Source organism: Aquirufa sp. 5-AUSEE-100C1, assembly GCF_054558655.1.
This window is the reverse complement of sequence record NZ_JBPXKO010000004.1, coordinates 293602-312544: the sequence shown is the minus strand read 5'-3', so window position 1 is coordinate 312544 and position 18943 is coordinate 293602. Positions and strand designations below refer to the sequence as shown.

Sequence of the window (18943 nt, the reverse complement as noted above, 5' to 3'; positions counted from 1 at the left end):
TCAGTACTTGTTTTAATATAAAGACTTATTATTATTTTTTTTAAATCAACATACAATAATCTAATCATTTTCAACAGAGACTCTGTTTTAATTTTTTTGTCTTCAATGTTGAATTTTGTTGCTCCGATAGCAACTATCCCATTGATATTTAACTTATTTAGCACCTCTCTATACTCAAAATCGGTTTTTTACTTTAGCATAATAAACTTGATTTTATTTTTATTCAATTTTGGATATAATTCTGGTGCAATTCAAATTATTAAGAGTCAGAAAGGTCAAATTCTGAAAAAAAATACATTTTTGGAGTTGTTGCAAATTAAGTCTCTTCTTGTATTGATTTCTCTAATTTTAGTTTTGATTATTAGCATAATTATAAAAAGTTATGGATTATATTTTTTTCTATGTAGCATTTGGCTTTTGTTAAATGAACAATTTATACAACTTTGGATATTTCAAGCTTTTAATTCATATAAATACTTTTTATATGTCAACATCTCTAATAAATTTTTGACTGTGTTAATTCTTTTGGGTTTATATTTTGTCAAGGATGTGAAAGATGTCTATTATCCAATTATTTTGGCGTTACCTTATTTTTTTTCTTCTACATTGGTTGTTATTTATATTATTAAAAGATTTAAGGGTGAGTCAATTCTTAAAAATAAGATTAAAATATCTACACTTAAAGTTTTGTTCCATATCCACTTAGGAAATTTAGGATCATTTTCATATCAACAACTTACAAGAATACTTTTAGGAATTTATTTGCCTGAGGATAAAATAATTATTTACGATTTTTCTGATAAATTGTTTAATGTTTTAAAATCCCCTTTGGGTGCGATTAGTAATTCAGTGGGGATTAAAAAAATGACATCAAGGTCTAAAAATGAGATTAATGCTTATTGGAAAAAAATATTAAAAATTCAGGTTTTAATAATTTTATGTTTGGGATTTTTCACTTTTTCACTATTTAATTTTTCATGGTTTTATCACGGAATAGATGTTTCCGAAATTCTACTTACATTGTTCGGGCTTTCACTTAGCCTACCTTTTGTTGCAATGAGCAATACTTTTGGTGTTTTATTTACTCCTGTTTATGGCGGAATTAAAAAATTTAACCGAAGTATTTTTATTGGAGGAGCAATTTTCCTATTCATCACATTGCTTCTAATAAAACTTGGTTTGTTTAACTTATTATCATTATTAGCGACTTTGTTAATAGTTGAGTCATTTATAGGTGTTTCAAGCTTCTTATATTCAAAAAAAATAATTCATGAAATATGATTTTCTAATCGTTGGATCTGGTTTTTATGGCTCAATTTGTGCTAGAGAATTAACTGATGCAGGATTTAATGTATGTGTAATAGATGCTAGAAATCATATTGGTGGAAATTGTTTTACATCAAAAAGAGATGGCATTAATATCCATGAATATGGTCCACATATTTTTCATACATCAAATGAAAAAATTTGGGAATGGATAAATAAATATGTTTCTTTTAACAATTTCACTCTTCGTCCTGTTGCTAATTACAAAGGTGAAATTTATTCTCTTCCATTTAATATGTGGACTTTTTCAAAGTTGTGGAATATAAGTTTGCCACATCAAGCCATTGAAATAATAAAGAAGCAGTCACAAGGAATTGTTAATCCTAAAAATTTGGAAGAGCAAGCAATTTCTCTTGTTGGGTCAGATGTATATTACAAACTAATTAAGGGATATACAGAAAAGCAATGGCGAAAATCTGCATCAACGCTACCACCTGAAATTATCAAAAGGTTACCAGTTAGATTTACCTATGATAACAATTATTTTAATGATAAATTTCAAGGTATTCCTATTGGTGGTTACACACAAATTTTTGAAAAATTGTTAAAAGGTGTAGACCTTTTGTTAAATACAGATTATTTTGAATCGGAGTTACCTGAGTTTAAAAAACTAATTTATACTGGACCAATAGACAAATTTTTTAACTATGAATTTGGGGAGTTAGAGTATAAAACTACCAGGTTTGAGCATGAATTAAAATATCTTCCTGATTTTCAAGGTACAGCTATGATGAATTTCACCGATATTGACATTCCTTATACAAGGATAATTGAACACAAACATTTTGAAAATGTTAACACTCCATCAACTTGGATTACGAAGGAATATCCAACTGAATATAACCCCAAAATAAGCGAACCTTTCTATCCAGTTAATGACTCTTTAAATAATTCAAAATATTTGAAATATGAAAAGAAGGCTCGTCAGACTTCAAATGTAATTTTTGGTGGTAGACTAGCGGAGTATAAGTATTTCGATATGCATCAAATAATTGAATCTGCTCTTAAAAAATCAAAAGAAATAATTAATGGACTTAATTAAAATTGGAAATTTTGATTGGCCGTCTTCAAGATGGGAAGATAGTAGATCTGTTTTCGAACGTATTTATTTAATTCAAAGGGATGATATAGTTGACCATAGTTATGATTGGGTTGAACTAATTAGCTTTTCCAAATATGGAAGTATAAAAAATAAGGTTAATGGTCTAATGTTTTTATTGTTAGAGAAATTTATAAACCAAATTTTTCTGTACAATATATTAATTTTTATTTTTAGACTATTCAATTGTTACACACTATATAAAATCAATAACCTTAAATGTGAATTTGTATATTCTAGCTATAATGACTACGATAGGTCGGATCACCTAACGGTAGTTCTATTGCCATTTATCAAAAACAAGATTTTACTAAGGGCTGTAAAAGAAACTAGAAAGAATTTCAGGTACCCAGAAATACAATCTTTGAATAAGTCAAATGCAATTATCTTTAATTCAAGGTTTAATCTTGAGTTCTTCAATAATAAATATTCTGTTGATTTAAGTAAAAAAGAGATTTATTTCGACCTTGATGAAGATTGGAGGGGTAAAAATTACGTCAGTAACGTTAGAAAAGATGAGAAATATTCCCTCAAGTCAAATAACAAACATTTTGTTATTCTATCGGGTAGGGTATTTTCTGAATTAGGGAATATTAGGAGTGGAGCGAGACAATATTATATTAAACTGATTGAATCAATTATATCCAAAGGATATTGTATAGATCTCTATACAGCTGAAATAATACCTACATCAAAAGGCTTGAATTTGTATCATGAACTTGAAGTAAAATCAAGGGGGTTATTTAAAATTAAAGGAATTTTGGATTTCAAAAATCATCCAAGTGATTCTTATACCATTTTAAGTAAATATGATTTCGGTATTCTACATAATTACGAATCCGGACAAAATGTATCATATTTTGATAAATTTAACATTCCGAATCGATTTTACGAATATTTGATTGCGGGAGTAATCCCTGTGGTAAAGGCTGGAGATTCACTTGTGGTCGAGAGCTTAATTAATAAAAAAAAATGTGGAATCGTTTATAGTGATTTTGAAGATTTTAAAGGTTTAAACATTAATGATATTCAACCTTATTTACCCACTTTTGAGGAATATTGTTTTTCACTAAAAAAAATATTTAACAAAGAATTATGATCAAATCTGATGTTGTTCTTGGAGAAAATTGTTTAATCTATGAACCGGTAAACTTATATGGTTGCAAAATTGGAGATAACACTATGATAGGACCTTTTGTTGAAATACAAAGTAATGTTGTAGTTGGAAACTCTTCTCGAATACAAAGTCATACCTTTGTTTGTTCAAATGTTAATATTGGGAACAACGTTTTTATAGGTCATGGAGTGATGTTTATTAATGATAAATTTAAATATAATGCACCTGCAATGGGTGATAAAAAACAATGGTTAAATACATTAATTGAAGATGATGTCTCCATTGGTAGTAATGCCACTATTTTACCTGTAAGAATTTGTTCTGGTACAGTAATTGGAGCTGGTTCTGTGGTAACAAAAGACATAAATGTAAAAGGTGTATATGTTGGGAATCCAGCAAAACTCTTAAAAAAAATTTAAGCTAATGAAATCAAAATTAAAATTTGCTGTAGTTGGATGTGGAAGAATTGGCAAAAGACATATTGAGCAAATAAGAAAATTAGGTAATCTTGTGGCCGTCTGTGATAATGATATTTCGGTGTTTAATGATTTAGATGAGAAAGAAAATTTACATATTTATTTTTCATTAATTGAATTGCTTAATGATCATTTAGAAATTGATGTTATTTCTATTTGTACTCCCAATGGTTTGCATGCTCAAATGTCAATTGAATGCCTCAATTACGGTTATAATGTATTATGTGAAAAACCTTTAGCATTAAATGTAATTGATGCGGGCAAAATGTTGGAATCTGCTGAGAAAAACAACAAACGCTTATTTGTAGTAAAACAAAATAGGTTTAATCCACCAGTTGCAGCAGTTAAATCGCTTTTAAATAATGGTTCCCTAGGCGATATTTTTAATTTTCAATTAAATTGTTTCTGGAATCGTAATGAAGATTATTACAAAAATTCTTGGAAGGGCACAAACGATTTGGATGGAGGAACACTTTTTACACAATTTAGTCATTTCATAGATTTGCTATATTGGTTTGCCGGTGATATCAGTCAAGTGTTTGGCTTTTCTGATAGTTTTGTCCACAAAAAAAATATTGAGTTTGAAGATACCGGTGTTGTTTGTTTGAAATTTAAGAATGGTGCTCTAGGTACTATAAATTACACCGTTAATTCCTTCAAGAAAAATATGGAGGGATCGTTAACAATTTTTGGGACGAAAGGTACAGTGAAAATAGGTGGTCAATATTTGAATGAATTGGAATATCAATCAATTGAAGGTATTCAGATAGAAAATTTACCCAAGGGGAATTCGCCAAATAATTATGGTAATTATGTCGGTTCAATGTCGAATCATGATTTAGTTTACAAAAATATAATTGATGTTCTTGAAAATAATGCTCCTATTGAGGCCAGTGCCTTTGATGGATATATGTCAATACAATTGATTGAAAAAATTTATAATGTTATACGAAATCCCAAAAATTAATTTGATACCATTTGTAGATTTAAAATCCCAGTATTTGTCAATTAAAAGTGAAATTGACGATGCAGTTTTGGGGGCACTAATAAACACTGATTTTATTGGAGGCTCATCAATTAGAAAATTTGAAGAAGAATTTAAAAGTCAGCTTGGAGCTTCTCACTGTATTGGTGTAGGTAATGGAACAGACTCCATGTTCATTATCTTGAAAGCATTAGGTATTGGACCAGGGGATGAAGTAATCACTGTTTGTAATAGTTGGATTTCAAGTTCAGAGGTGATTTCTTTGACTGGAGCAAAAGTAGTTTTTGCAGATATAGATCCACTAACATATACAATGTCTGTAGATGATTTAAGGAACAAAATTAATAGCAAGACGAAGGCAATTATCCCTGTTCATTTATATGGACAATCTTGTGAATTAGATGAAATTATCTCAATTTCGCGATCTAATAATATATTTATTATCGAAGATTGTGCTCAATCACATTTTACTAAATATCATGGTAGAAATGTGGGTACTTTTGGTATTGCTTCATCTTTTTCGTTCTATCCTGGTAAAAATTTAGGTGCATATGGGGATGCCGGCTGTATAGTTACAGATAACGAAGATTTAGCTTTGAAATGCAGGATGATTGCAAATCATGGCTCTCTTGTTAAGCATGCTCATAATATAGAAGGATTAAATAGTAGACTTGATGCTATTCAGGCAAGGGTATTGTCTGTCAAAATGAAATATATTTCAGAGTGGACAAGATTGAGAGAAGAAAAGGCTAAATATTATACTCAAAAACTAAATAATGTTGGGGATTTAATTTTACCAATAATAAGATATAACTGCAGTCATAGTTTTCACTTATTTGTTTTGCAGACAAGTTATAGAAATCAGCTTAAAGAATATCTACTAGCTAACGGTGTCCAAGTTGCAATTCACTATCCTACATTATTGCCTTTTGTTCCAGCATATAATCATTTGAACTATAAGCAGGGTGATTTCCCAATGGCGGAGGAATTTTCTAAGAAAATTATCTCAATCCCACTTTATCCAGAGTTAACTCAGGAAGATCAAGAAATAATAATTAATCTGATTGTTGATTTTTTTAGAAATAACGAATTTTGAAAGTAGCAATAATTACAGGTTTTTTTGACGAAACGTTTTATTATAGAGAGCATGCTTATGTAGATTATCTTAAAAATAAAGGAACTGATCATATAATATTTACGTCTAATTGTAATTTGCCACAAAAGAAAAATAAGAGTAAAATTAGTGATTCTGGGAAATACAATGTTTTAAGATTTAGGCCCCTCTTTAAATATAAAGACATTGTTATTATCAATTACTTAAAGGAGTTAATTAGATTTTCACCTGATATTGTTCATGTTTTTGATGCACAACAGCTAGTATCCATATTAGCAATATATTGGGCTTCTGAATCGAAAATACCAATTATTTATGACCATGAATTACAAAAAATTCCTGAATCTTTTTTAGGTAAACTTAGGTTTTATTTGCTCACCTATCCATTTATTAGATACAGTTTAAAAAAGTCTAGCTTAATTCGAATTGTTACACCTGCGGCGTTAAACCTTTTAAATCGCATATATAAGGTTGATGTTGAAAAAATTAATATGGAGCACCTTGGGTACTCGAGTAATTTTAAATTAGACTCTAATTTACCATTCATAATAGAGAATAGTTCATACTATATTATGACTTCGGGTTATTTTGATACTTCGAAAAATTTAGAATCAATAATTGCTGGTTTTTTATTGAGTTGCCGAAATAGCTACAAGTTAAAGTTACTAATTATAGGCCCCATTGAAAATGTTAAATTGAAAAGAATTATAGAGAAAGAAAATAGAATCTTGCACTATGAAAACTATTTGAATTTTGAACAATTAAATTATCTATATAGTAAAATAAATATTCACATTTGGCCAAAATCCACATCTTCAATTTTTGAAGCATTAAAATTCAATAAACACATTATTTTAAATTTAGGTGAAGATACAAGTCATTTGAAGTCAAAGCAGATAAGCTTAATCTCCAATTTTAATCTTTTTTCCATCTCAGAAAAAATAAATGATTTACTAAATAGACCAATTGTTAGTGATAATTTAGATTTTTCTTACGAGAGAATATTAGATCGTCTATATAATAATTATATAAGACTTACAAATAAAAATAATTAATGAAAATTTGTTTTGACTTAACAATTAGTGATAATTATACAGGAATTGGCCAGGTGGCAAATAAATATCTTTCTGAATTATTAAAATTAAACTCTGTCTCCTTAATTAAATACGGTAAATGTACCAATGAGGATTATCAATTTAAATTTAGTTCATATTATAATATCTTAGATCATTTAAGATTTTACTTTTTTTTATTGCGAACTAAGCCAAATGTAATATTTATTCCACATTATTTTATCCCTTTTTTTATTCCTTCCAATATCAAGATATATACCATTGTACATGATTTAATGGCAATAAATAAATCTAATTATTTTTTTAGTAGGTTCTCATTTATAAAGGCTAGAATTTTATTCAATCTGTTGAAATACAATTTATGTAGTCGGAAAAGCATTTTTATAATTACCCCATCTTATTCAGTTGCGGGAGATGTTAAAAAACTATTTAATAGGGAAGCATATGTAATACCAAATGGGATTTTTGAATCATCTAAAATTGGAAATAGAACTAAAGAGGATTATTTTTTATATGTTGGTAATAACAGGAAACATAAAAATTTGGATAGTTTAATTAATTATTTCAATCAAAATCGGGACTATAATTTGAAAATCATTTCTGATATAAGCACAAAAAAAAAATTGAATAATATCGAAATCAAGGGAAGATTGGATTCGCGAAATGAAATGGTAGAGTTTATAATGAAATCTCGAGGAATAATTATGCCTTCATTATGTGAAGGTTTTGGACTTCCTATAATTGAATCACTTTATTTTTCAGATAAAGCCTATGCTAGTGATATTGATGTGTTTAAGGAATTTTATGGATTAAATGTTGAATATTTTGATCCCAAGGAAAATTGTAATTTAGATTTTGTACTTAGTAACAACAATCGAGTATTGCCTAAGTCCAATCTAAGTATTTCAAATTTATTTGTTTGGTCTGAATTAGGTTATTTTATAAAAAAAGAGTTTTCGTGACAATATTTTATTTAAACTCAAATGTAATTAGTGGGCACGAGTATATGTTCAAAAAGATATTTGAGGAGTTTAAACAAACTAAATTAATTGTTAATCAATTTAGTTTAGATATTTTTTATAGGTTTTTAAATGGCACTGTAATTGTTAGTGCAGGGTCACCTAGGCAGAATTTATTTTTTATATTTGGTGTTTCTCTAATAGCTAAAAATGTTCTTGTTTACACGCCATTTGGCTTTGACTTGTATTATTTTAAAGTAAAATTTCCTCGAGTAAAAAATTTCGTTTATAAATTTTTGTTATCCAGGAATAACATCTCATTTATTACATGTTCACTAGAGCAAAAATCTTATTTAAAAATTCGATTTCCTAAACAAGAGGTTTTTGTAATTAGGAATATTGTATTAAATAGTTCGTTATGTGCGAGTAATGTATACTCTAAGAAAATGAGGGTTTTTTATGTTGGAAGAGTCGATGACCAACAGAAAAATGTTAGTTTTTTTATAGAGCTGAAAAAATTAATACAACACGAAATATTTTTGATAGGTGAGTGTCGGTCAAAAGATTTAGAGTTACGAATAAAAAGAAGTGGGGTAATCATTCGAAGTTCATCTTTGTCACCTTATAATGATATTTCTTTGAATGATTTAATAGTTTTACCATCTCATTATGAAGGGGCTGCTCTTGTAGTTATAGAAGCAGCAACCTTGGGGATCCCTGTTTTTTTAATGAATACAGTCGGTAACAAGCAAATAACTGCCAACCCAATTTTGTTCAATAATCATCTTGAATTAGTTAATCTTATTAATTTACTTCACAATAAGGATTCCTTTTTATTGAAACGAATAGAACTATTTAGAAAAGAAATATTGAACGAATACTCACAAAATAATTTTTTGTTGGACATCAAATTTTTATCAGATAAACTAAAAACTATGTTATGAAAAAGTTAGTGAGTTTATTTAATCCAACGGTTTCAAATATTGGCTCTTTTGAAAATTTTCTTGCACAAAATGATATAGGTTCGATTCAAGTTTCGCTCAATGAGGAAGTAACCACCTCTACCTTGGTTATATGTGGTGTTTCAGGCTTATCATTGGATGACAAGAAATATATGATAAGTTTAAAAAAATGGTTATCGGGCCTTAATGAACGAAATGTGAAGATTATAGGAATTTGTGCTGGAATGCAAATGTTTTTTTCATATACTGAAGAATCCTCTAATGATTTACTGGGTTTTTTGAATGGAAATGTTCAAAAACTTGATTTTGAGCCTGAATTTACAAAAACATTTATTGGATATAGAGAATTACTAATTCCCGGATTGAATATCTCTGATAGAGCGTATTTTTCCCATGGTTATGGTATAACGCAGTTTTCCATAGCAGATTTTAAGAATTGTTTAGTTGTTGAATTGTCCAGCGGGCAATCATTTTTAGCTTATTTTGAAAATGAAAATATATTTGGATTTCAATTTCACCCAGAAAAAAGTCATCAAGAATGGCGTAATTTTTTTATTTCAAAATTATAATCAATGAGAATTAACTGCGGTGTTTATATTGAGGATAAAGTTTCATTTACTACATATAAATTTGATAAAAAGTTATATTTAGGTTGTCCTATGAATTCAATTTATCATTTTGATCAATTTGAATATGACGAGATCCTAATTGTTAATAATTCTAGGTTTGTAGATTCTTTTGAAATGATATATTTAAAATCACTTTCAGAATCCTCTTGGAAACCGAAATGTTATGCTGGCGGAATTAAATTATTGTCACAAGCAAAATCAATTATAGAAATTGGATTTGAAAGAATTAGTATAAGGGATCTTTTTTTCGAGAATAGGATTGAATATTCTAATATTTTGAAATTCTTGGGACGACAAGGAGTAACCTTGTGTTTAGATATAAAGAAAGAAGACAACAATTATTTTATCCAATATTTGGGGAGATCAGTTATATCACTCGAGAAGTTTGATTTAGAAGATGAACTATTGCCGGGTGAACTTTTAATTAATAACATTGATTTAAATGGCACTTTAATGGGTCCAGATCTTGAACTGTTAGATTTGATAAAAAAGAAAAAAATCAAAACAAATATTAATTATTGTGGAGGGGTAAGAGATTTGAACGATATTGATACACTTAAGCGATTTGGTGTAAACTCTACAACAATATTTACGGCTTCTAGCACAATTTTAAATGGTAGTCAAAAACTAATAAACAATTCTTTTTCACGGTGAGTAAAATAGTTGATATATATAATTTTTTAAATTCTGATGAATTAGATTTGAATCATCTTATTAAGCCTAAAAACGTTTGCAAAAGATGTTTAATGGATGATACAGATTCAAATATTGTTTTTACAATTGATGGATGTAATCATTGTCATAATGCAATAGAAAAAATCAGTACAAATAAGCAACGAATTGAAAATTCTAAAAAAGATTTTTTTATTTATTTGGATAAACTCAAAAAAAATAAAAATGAAATATTAGTTGGACTTTCGGGAGGCGTAGATAGCTCTTATTTAGCATATTTGCTTTCTGATTATGGTCTAACTCTGAATTCTATTCACTTGGATAATCATTGGAATTCACCGCTTGCTTCAAAAAATATATTTAACCTAGTAAATTTATTAGGACTAAAATTTAAAAACGAAGTATTAGATTGGAATTCTTTTAAGATGCTTCAACTTTCTTTGATGAAAGCTAATGTTGTTGATTTAGAGGGGGCATCTGATCATGCAATTTTTGCAACCATGTTTAAAGAATCCCGTCGTCTCGGGAATTTGCCGATTTTTCATGGTGTTAATTTATCAAGCGAAAATATAATGCCAGAAAGTTGGTTATATCTTAAGCACGACGCAAAAAATTTAAAATCAATTGTAAAAAAGTATAATCAAAACTCAAATTTAAATTATCCATTCATGAGTACTCTTGAAGTGATAATTAATAAAAATTTTTTCGGAATAAAATGGATTTCAGCTTTAGACTATTTTGATTACAATAAAAGTGATGCTGAAAAATTCTTAGTTCAAAATTTTGCTTATTCACCCCCCAAACGTAAGCATGAAGAGTCTCTAATTACTAAAATTTATCAGCGATTAATACTACCAATAAAATTCAATATAGATAAAAGAAAGTCTCACATCTCTTCTTTAATCGCTTCAAATCAAATATCTAGGAGTCAAGGTGTTGAATTATTAAATACCCCTGTTTATACTCGAAAAGAGTTACTTCATGATTTAAACTTTTTTTTAAATAAACTTTCACTGACAGAAAGTGAATTTATTTTGTATTTGGCAGAACCAAGAGTTGAACATTCAGAATATCCAAATGAATTATTTGTTAATAAAATTATAGCTTTAAAAAATAAATGGTTTTAGTCATAATCTTGAAAAAAATTGTATTTCGTTTGTTTTATTTTTACCTGTTTTGTGTAAGAGTAATAATTTTCATAAAATTTAAGTTAAACAAAAAGTCTAGATACATTAAGTTTATTGGTTCAGAGTATGGAGGTTTTTACATAAATACAAAGAACCTTGAAAATATAAAACATGTATTTTCTTTTGGTATTGGTGATGATATTTCTTTTGATTCTGAATTAAATAGATTGACTAATTGTGAAGTTTATATGTTCGATCCAACTTCAAGCGTATCCGAATACATTTCTAATTTAAATTTGGACAGAAATTTCCATTTCTATCCTATTGGAATATTTACCTCAAACAAAAAAGCGAAATTCTATAAACCTCTTAATGAAAATCATATTTCTCATAGTTTGGTAAAACATGAAAATACCTCAAATGAATTTTATTACTCGGATTTTAAAAATTGGACCACTATTTGTCAAGATTTGTTAATTGATAAGGTTGATATTTTAAAAATGGATGTAGAAGGGGTGGAATTTGAAGTGTTACCAGATATTTTGAATAGCAGTGTTTTGCCCTCCCAAATTTGTGTTGAAATGCATCCAAGATTTGTAAAAAATGGAATTCCAAGTTACTTTAAAATTTTAAAACTTTTTAAAGTTAGAGGATATACCTTAATGGCAATAAGTAATTCCGGAAATGAATTTTTATTCTGTCAAATCAGCTGACATGATATTTTTAAAAAAATTCAAATTAACATTTACCCTAATTTTTGGCTTCATACTTTATGGCGTTTCTTCATTCTTTTATATTAGAATATTTGAATTAGGCCATTTAAAGTATGATTTTGTTCTTAATGACTACATTATTTTCCAGGTTTTTTCAATAATTATTGCCTTTTTATTCGAGTTAAGTAAGTTTAGGTATTCAATCGAAGCTAGATATGTATCACATAAAAGGCAGAATCATTTTTTTGTTTATTTCGTATTTTTGATTTGCTGCATAGTTTTTTTCTTCTTTCCTTGGGTGGAAGATAGAGAATCAGTTATGGCGCAATTTGCTGGTTTTTTAAGATTACTTTGGTTTTCTATTTTAATTAGTTTTTTGGATGGCTCAAAAAAGGATTATAAATTTTTAATTCTAAATTTTTTTCTAATGTTTATTGATAGTAGTAGAAGTACTTTTGCTGCAATTTTTTTAATTCATTTTTTTAGAAGAGAGAAATTTAACTTCTGGATGATTTCAATGGGAACTATTTGTATTTTTCTAGTTGCATCAATAAGGAGTGATATTTTTAACTTTAACTCATTATTTGAGTCATTATTTTTGTTTGGTTTTGTAGGTGAAGGAATAAATGGATCACTTGGCTCATTACAAATTTTATCAGCAAAGACCCCAATAGATATCGCTTTATTTAGCTCATTTAGTTCATTTTTTCAGCCATTTTTAGTGATTCCCAAATATTTAATTTTTTATTTAAATTACTCAACTTATTTGGATACTAGCCATTTTGATACACTTTTAATCAATCAAAAGCTAGGCGAAAATTATTATCCGATGGGGGGCTTTTATTTAGTTTCTCAGTTTATTCAGCTCTCGTATTTTGGAGCAATTCTTTTGGTTCTTTATTTGATTTTTTCTTTAAGATTAGTTGGTTTTTTATTTAAAAAGGCTGATTTCGCTCTTCAATTCACACTTTTAATTTTGATGATTAAAATGAGCCCGTTCACTTTTTGGAAGTGGTTAATTTATTTATATTTAATTAAAGTATTTGTTTATTTTATTAAATCGTTGATTTTAAGGGTTAATAATAGAATTTAATTTTGACTCAAAAATATCAAAGTAAGTATGCCTCGTGTTATAATTTCTGTTATCTTATTTAATCCTGAGTTTATTTTACTAAAGAAGCTTATAAGCCCTTTCATTAATTTTGATGGAGACTACTTATTTGTATTTAGAGACCATTCAAAATTTAGAATGAATGATTTGACGATATTCGACGGATTACCTTTTCAATACTACCACGACCCCTCCAATCCTGGTTTTGGTACTGGTCATAATAATAATTTTAAGGTTTTTGGGAAGCTTTCAGAATATTTTTTGGTTTGTAATCCAGATATTCAGTTTAGTCCACAAAACTTAGAAAAATTGGTAGATTACTTATCTAGGAATTCTGATATTGGTATTGTTATGCCATCTATTTTTTATCCAGATGGTAGAAATCAGAGGTTAGCTAAACTATTGCCATCTCCACTAACATTATTAGCTAGGAGAATTCCCTATTTAAATATTCTTATTGATAATTATACCTTAGATTATTACAAATATAATTTCATATTGGATGTACCATTTCTGAGTGGTTGTTTTATGATATTTCCCAATAAAATATTTGAGATGATTAATGGATTTGATCAAAATTACTTTATGTATTTTGAAGATATTGATATTTGCAGGAAAGTTAGATCTAAAAGTTTTAGAACTGTGATTGTTCCATATATTGATGTTATCCATAATCATAGTTTTAAGTCGATTTTTAACGTGGTGACATTAAAAAGTATGTTAAAATCTTCGATATATTATTTTAATAAATGGGGATGGTTTTTCGACAATAAAAGATTTGAAGATAATTCATATACATTAGCTAGAATTACCCAATATAATTTTGAGAAAATTTCAAATTAATTTATTTGGTTCTACTGGTTTTTTAGGGTTTAATTTAATTAAATTTCTAAAAGGTGGTTATAATATAAATGAGATTCCCAAAGGCACAAAAGTTTTAACTTTTGAGTCAGATATTTATGCATATATTAATTTCGCAGGAAAAGCTCATGATGTAAAAAACATATCAGAACCCTCCGATTATTATGAAGTAAACGAAAAATTCAGTAATCGTCTTTATGATTCTTTTTTAAAGTCAAAAGCGAAAGTATTTATCACGATAAGTTCAGTAAAAGCGGTTGCAGACTCTATTGACATTCCATTAACTGAGGGTGTTGAACCTTTACCCCAAACCCATTACGGGAAAAGTAAATTATTAGCTGAGTACTACATAAACTCCAAAAAGATTCCTGCTGGAAAGCGCGTGTATATCCTTAGACCCTGTATGATTCATGGGCCAGGGAACAAGGGTAATCTTAATTTACTTTATAAATTGGCCAAATGGGGTTTGCCTTGGCCGCTTGCAGCTTTTGAGAATAAACGGTCATTTTGTAGCGTTGAAAATATCTGCTTTGTCATTAATGAGTTAATCACGCGCGATGACATTCCATCGGGCATTTACAATGTTGCTGATGATGAGCCTCTCTCAACTAATGAGGTGATCGAAATATTGGGAGAATCTATGGGTAAAAAGCCCTTATTTTGGCATATTCCTCGTTTCATTATTCAAATGATCGCCAGATTGGGCGATAAGATACACTTGCCATTAAATACGGAGCGTTTAACTAAGTTGACGGAAAGTTACGTCGTTTCCAATAAAAAGCTCGTCGATGCTTTAGGTAAAAGTCTCCCAGTTAAAGCGAAGGATGGCTTGAAACTTACATTTGAATCATTTAAATAATTCTTGCTCTAGAATTATCCTCTCCCTCGCTCGTCACAATTTTGGCTGGAATCCGCAGCCCATTATCCCTAGCCCATCCGGCCTTTAACTAAGTAGATATTCTCGGTGTATGGAAAAGACAGCAAAAAAAACTACTTTTGCTTTAATATAACAATTACTCGACTCCAAACGATTACTACTTGGGCGCTGCTCATCCTAGTATTGGTAAATACATTTTGCATGAAACATGATTACGCGGTCATTGTACCGATGGCTAACGAACAGCAAGACTTTATCCCTTTTGTCGAAAAAGTAAAAGAGGTGCTGGATGAAACACCTGGAGGAAAAGTCTACCTAATCGTTGACAAGGTCTCCGTCGACAATACCCGCGAACTCTGTGAAAATCTGCAAAAAGAAGACCCGCGCTTTCAGCTGGTTTGGTCCCCCGAAAATAAAAATGTGGTCGATGCCTACATCAAAGGCTACCGCGTCGCGCTCGAACATCAGCACGAAATCATCATCGAAATGGATGCCGGACTATCTCACGATCCCAGCGCCATTCCGCTTTTTCTGCGTGTCCTAAACGAAGGCAACCACTGCGCCTTTGGCAGTCGGTTCATTAATGGCGGTTCCATCACCGACTCCAATTGGAAGCGTACGGTACTCTCCAAAGTGGGTACCATTTTGGCCAATATCCTCCTCGGTACCCGCATGTTTGATATGACATCTGGTTTCCAGGGTTTCCACCGCGATGTGGTCGAGAAATTCGCACACTATCCCTTGCTTTCCAAGGCCCATTTCTACCAAACCGAATTGCGTTACCTATTACGCCATACCCGTTTTGTCGAAATACCGATACACTACAAAGCACCTTCGCCCAGCGTATCCCAAAAGGCCATCAAAAATTCGATTCAAGTACTTTTTCATTACTTCTTAAAACGGATTAGCTTTCAATCCACTCGTATTTCGTAAAGCCATGTCGAAAAGCCCCTTCCTCGTGATTACCTCCATCGCGGACGATAAACACCCCGTGTTAAATCAATATGCCGCCGCCTGCCAAGCGAAAGGTGTTCCCTTCATCGTCATCGGTGACGTCAAAAGTCCCAACGATTTCCAGTTGGCGGGTTGCGATTTCTACTCCATCGAAAAACAGTTGCAATTACCCCATACCTTGGCACGCGAAATTCCCGTGAAGCATTATGCGCGGAAGAATATTGGGTATTTGATTGCGCTCCAACAAGGGGCTGAGGTAATCATTGAAACGGACGACGATAACATTCCCTACGAAAGTTTTTGGGACCCACGTACACCCGAAGTTCAAGCAAACAAACTTCAGGATCATGGCTGGGTCAATGTCTATAAATATTTCAGTGAGACGAATATTTGGCCGAGAGGTTTTCCTTTGGATCAAGTCTTGGAATCCATGAAACCCAAGCCTGAGGCGGATACGGTGGCTTGTCCAATCCAACAAGGTTTGGCCGATGATAATCCGGATGTAGATGCCATCTACCGCATGGTCTTGCCATTACCCATCAAATTTTTGGAAAGAGATCCGATCGCCTTGGCGAATCAATCCATCTGCCCATTCAATAGCCAAAATACCACTTGGTTCAAGGAGGCCTTTCCGCTGTTGTATCTGCCTTCGTATTGCAGTTTCCGCATGACGGATATTTGGCGCTCTTTTGTGGCGCAACGTATCGCCTGGACATGCGGATGGTCCATTCTTTTCCACAACGCGACCGTCTATCAAATCCGTAATGAACATAACATTATGAAGGATTTTGAGGATGAAATCCCGGGTTATTTGAATAACTCAAGCATCATGAAGGGCTTGAACGCATTGAACCTATTGGACGGCGTAGAAAATATCTACACCAACCTTACTTTATGTTATGAGGAACTCGTACGTCAAGGGGTGGTGGATGCCAAAGAATTAGCCCTCTTGGATTGTTGGATCCAAGACATGCAGGCTTTATTCAACCGTCACTGATTTAGCTAAATTACGGGGTTTGTCCACATCCAAGCCGCGCAATACGCCGATGTAATAGGAGAGTAATTGAGTCGGCAAGACGCTGATCAACGGCGCCAGTAATTCATCCACCTCCGGCACAACCATCACATGGTCCGCCATGTCGCGAATCAGGGTATCTCCCTCCGAAATCACCGCAATGACCATGCCCTTGCGTGCCTTGATTTCTTGAATATTACTCACAATTTTTTCGTAGTAGGCGTCTTTGGTCGCGATGAATAAAACCGGCAGGTTCTCATCCACCAAGGCAATTGGTCCGTGTTTCATCTCCGCGGCTGGGTAACCCTCCGCGTGGATATAAGAGATTTCCTTCAGTTTCAATGCGCCTTCCAGGGCCACCGGGAAATTATAGCCACGGCCCAAGAATAAGAAATCCCGCGCGTCTGCATAATGCCTCGCTACTTCCTTGATGGCCTCATGGGTCGCCAAAGTCGTCTTAACCTTTTCCGGAATCAAGGCCAATTCCGCGATTAATCGGTCGTATTCTCCCGTCGCCAAAGTTCCCTTCGCTTTACCAATCTTCATCGCCATCATTGCCAAAACCGTCAATTGCGCCGTGAATGCCTTCGTACTCGCCACACCGATTTCCGGTCCGGCATGTGTGTAAGCACCCGCGTGTGAGATGCGGGCAATGGATGATCCCACCGCGTTTACCACACCGAAGATAAAGGCTCCCTGTTCTTTCGCGCGTTCAATCGCTACGAGCGTATCAGCCGTTTCCCCGCTTTGGGAAATGGCAATAATGATGTCACCAGGTCCGATGACCGGATTGCGGTAACGGAATTCTGAGGCGTATTCCACTTCCACCGGGATGCGGCAGAGTGTTTCAATCATGTATTCGGCGACTAAACCAGCGTGCCAACTCGTTCCGCAGGCCACGATGACGATGCGTTTTGCCTGCGCAAAAACGGATAGGTGTTGCTCGACACCCGCCAAGGTCAGCGTCATGGATTCACTATCCAAACGACCGCGTAGGCAATCGGTCAAGGAAGCCGGTTGGTCAAAAATCTCCTTCAACATAAAATGGTCGTAGCCACCCTTTTCGATTTGGGCTAATTCCATGTCGAGTTGTTGGATATAAGGGGTAATCGGCTCATTTCCGAGGTTTTTCAAGATGATCTCATCTTCGGAAATAATGGCCAATTCATAGTCATTCACGTAGATGACTTTCTTGGTATATTCGATAATCGGGGAGGCGTCAGAGGCCAAGAAATGCTCACCATCGCCCACGCCAATCACCAAAGGACTTCCTTTTCGGGCAGCAATCAGTCGGTTAGGGAATCCTTCCTCCATCACGATGATTACATAGGCACCCACCACGCGTTTCAAGGCGATGCGCATGGCCTCTTCGAGGGAGTAGTTGTTGCTTTGTTGGATCTCTTCGATGAAGTTGACCAATACCTCCGTATCCGTCGCACTTTCAAACGTATAGCCCTTTTGAATCAGCTCCTGCTTCAACGAAGCATAGTTTTCGATGATGCCATTATGCACCAAAGTCAATTTTCCTGAATTCGATTTATGCGGGTGTGCGTTGACATCGGATGGCTCGCCGTGCGTCGCCCATCTCGTGTGTCCGATCCCGACAGACGCCGTCAGGGTGATTTCGTCCGACCACGTTTCCAGCTCAGAAACGCGTCCTTTTTTCTTGAAATTGGTGATGTTTTTGCCATAAAGTGCGATACCTGCGCTATCGTAACCACGGTATTCCAAACGCTTAAGACCTTTTAAAATGATGGGATAAGCGGCTTGAGAGCCGATGTAGGCGACGATTCCACACATAGTATTGCTTGTTTTTAGGGCGTTAATTGGGTACAAATATCTCGAAATATCGCTGGATATGCAAGGTGGTGGG

General features: G+C 32.4%; 19 protein-coding genes. 18 read left to right on the top strand and 1 reads right to left on the bottom strand.

The features are described from left to right. The first annotated feature begins 27 nt into the window (after positions 1–27). The 18 genes from ACMH5P_RS11155 to ACMH5P_RS11070 all read left to right on the top strand — a co-directional run bounded on the left by ACMH5P_RS11155 (position 28) and on the right by ACMH5P_RS11070 (position 17052). The gene (locus ACMH5P_RS11155) at positions 28–1281 is read left to right on the top strand and encodes an oligosaccharide flippase family protein (RefSeq protein WP_459494596.1); all 1254 of its coding nucleotides are present in this window, start codon (positions 28–30) and stop codon (positions 1279–1281) included. After that, a complete protein-coding gene (gene glf / locus ACMH5P_RS11150) occupies positions 1271–2368 on the top strand; it encodes a UDP-galactopyranose mutase (RefSeq protein ID WP_459494448.1) in 1098 nt (365 codons plus the stop codon). Before ACMH5P_RS11155 ends, glf begins: the two co-directional genes overlap by 11 nt. Positions 2369–2708: 340 nt before the next feature. Continuing rightward, the gene (locus tag ACMH5P_RS11145) at positions 2709–3524 is read left to right on the top strand and encodes a hypothetical protein (RefSeq protein ID WP_459494447.1); all 816 of its coding nucleotides are present in this window, start codon (positions 2709–2711) and stop codon (positions 3522–3524) included. Further along, on the top strand, positions 3521–3961 hold the full coding sequence (locus ACMH5P_RS11140) for an acyltransferase (RefSeq protein ID WP_459494446.1): 441 nt from the start codon (positions 3521–3523) through the stop codon (positions 3959–3961). The genes ACMH5P_RS11145 and ACMH5P_RS11140 overlap by 4 nt, the downstream gene beginning before the upstream one ends. A gap of 4 nt (positions 3962–3965) precedes the next feature. After that, a complete protein-coding gene (locus ACMH5P_RS11135) occupies positions 3966–4985 on the top strand; it encodes a Gfo/Idh/MocA family protein (protein WP_459494445.1) in 1020 nt (339 codons plus the stop codon). Then, complete coding sequence (locus ACMH5P_RS11130) at positions 4960–6099, top strand: DegT/DnrJ/EryC1/StrS family aminotransferase (RefSeq protein WP_459494444.1); 1140 nt, start codon at positions 4960–4962, stop codon at positions 6097–6099. Before ACMH5P_RS11135 ends, ACMH5P_RS11130 begins: the two co-directional genes overlap by 26 nt. Next, positions 6096–7172, top strand: coding sequence for a glycosyltransferase family protein (locus ACMH5P_RS11125; RefSeq protein WP_459494443.1), 1077 nt, complete (start codon positions 6096–6098; stop codon positions 7170–7172). Before ACMH5P_RS11130 ends, ACMH5P_RS11125 begins: the two co-directional genes overlap by 4 nt. Further along, positions 7172–8152, top strand: a complete 981-nt coding sequence (locus ACMH5P_RS11120; protein ID WP_459494442.1) for a glycosyltransferase — start codon at positions 7172–7174, stop codon at positions 8150–8152. The genes ACMH5P_RS11125 and ACMH5P_RS11120 overlap by 1 nt, the downstream gene beginning before the upstream one ends. Before the next feature lie 44 nt (positions 8153–8196). Beyond that, positions 8197–9093, top strand: coding sequence for a glycosyltransferase (locus tag ACMH5P_RS11115; protein ID WP_459494441.1), 897 nt, complete (start codon positions 8197–8199; stop codon positions 9091–9093). Continuing rightward, positions 9090–9680: a glutamine amidotransferase-related protein gene (locus tag ACMH5P_RS11110; RefSeq protein ID WP_459494440.1), complete on the top strand. Its 591-nt coding sequence runs from the start codon at positions 9090–9092 to the stop codon at positions 9678–9680. The genes ACMH5P_RS11115 and ACMH5P_RS11110 overlap by 4 nt, the downstream gene beginning before the upstream one ends. A gap of 3 nt (positions 9681–9683) precedes the next feature. Next, on the top strand, positions 9684–10394 hold the full coding sequence (locus ACMH5P_RS11105; protein ID WP_459494439.1) for a HisA/HisF-related TIM barrel protein: 711 nt from the start codon (positions 9684–9686) through the stop codon (positions 10392–10394). Then, positions 10391–11539: an adenine nucleotide alpha hydrolase family protein gene (locus ACMH5P_RS11100; protein ID WP_459494438.1), complete on the top strand. Its 1149-nt coding sequence runs from the start codon at positions 10391–10393 to the stop codon at positions 11537–11539. Before ACMH5P_RS11105 ends, ACMH5P_RS11100 begins: the two co-directional genes overlap by 4 nt. Positions 11540–11547: 8 nt before the next feature. Then, on the top strand, positions 11548–12252 hold the full coding sequence (locus ACMH5P_RS11095) for an FkbM family methyltransferase (protein WP_459494437.1): 705 nt from the start codon (positions 11548–11550) through the stop codon (positions 12250–12252). Position 12253: 1 nt separating this feature from the next. Continuing rightward, positions 12254–13345 (top strand): hypothetical protein, encoded by a 1092-nt coding sequence (locus ACMH5P_RS11090; protein WP_459494436.1) that lies wholly within the window; start codon positions 12254–12256, stop codon positions 13343–13345. 27 nt (positions 13346–13372) lie between these two features. Next, positions 13373–14206, top strand: coding sequence for a galactosyltransferase-related protein (locus ACMH5P_RS11085; protein ID WP_459494435.1), 834 nt, complete (start codon positions 13373–13375; stop codon positions 14204–14206). Further along, positions 14187–15083 (top strand): NAD-dependent epimerase/dehydratase family protein, encoded by an 897-nt coding sequence (locus tag ACMH5P_RS11080; protein WP_459494434.1) that lies wholly within the window; start codon positions 14187–14189, stop codon positions 15081–15083. Before ACMH5P_RS11085 ends, ACMH5P_RS11080 begins: the two co-directional genes overlap by 20 nt. A 219-nt stretch (positions 15084–15302) precedes the next feature. Beyond that, entirely contained in the window at positions 15303–16034 is a 732-nt protein-coding gene (locus tag ACMH5P_RS11075) for a glycosyltransferase (protein WP_459494433.1), read from the top strand. Positions 16035–16038: 4 nt separating this feature from the next. After that, positions 16039–17052 (top strand): STELLO glycosyltransferase family protein, encoded by a 1014-nt coding sequence (locus ACMH5P_RS11070; RefSeq protein ID WP_459494432.1) that lies wholly within the window; start codon positions 16039–16041, stop codon positions 17050–17052. Here ACMH5P_RS11070 and glmS read toward each other — a convergent pair. Continuing rightward, on the bottom strand, positions 17035–18870 hold the full coding sequence (gene glmS, locus ACMH5P_RS11065; RefSeq protein ID WP_459494431.1) for a glutamine--fructose-6-phosphate transaminase (isomerizing): 1836 nt from the start codon (positions 18868–18870) through the stop codon (positions 17035–17037). The genes ACMH5P_RS11070 and glmS overlap by 18 nt on opposite strands. Between the last annotated feature and the right edge of the window lie 73 nt (positions 18871–18943).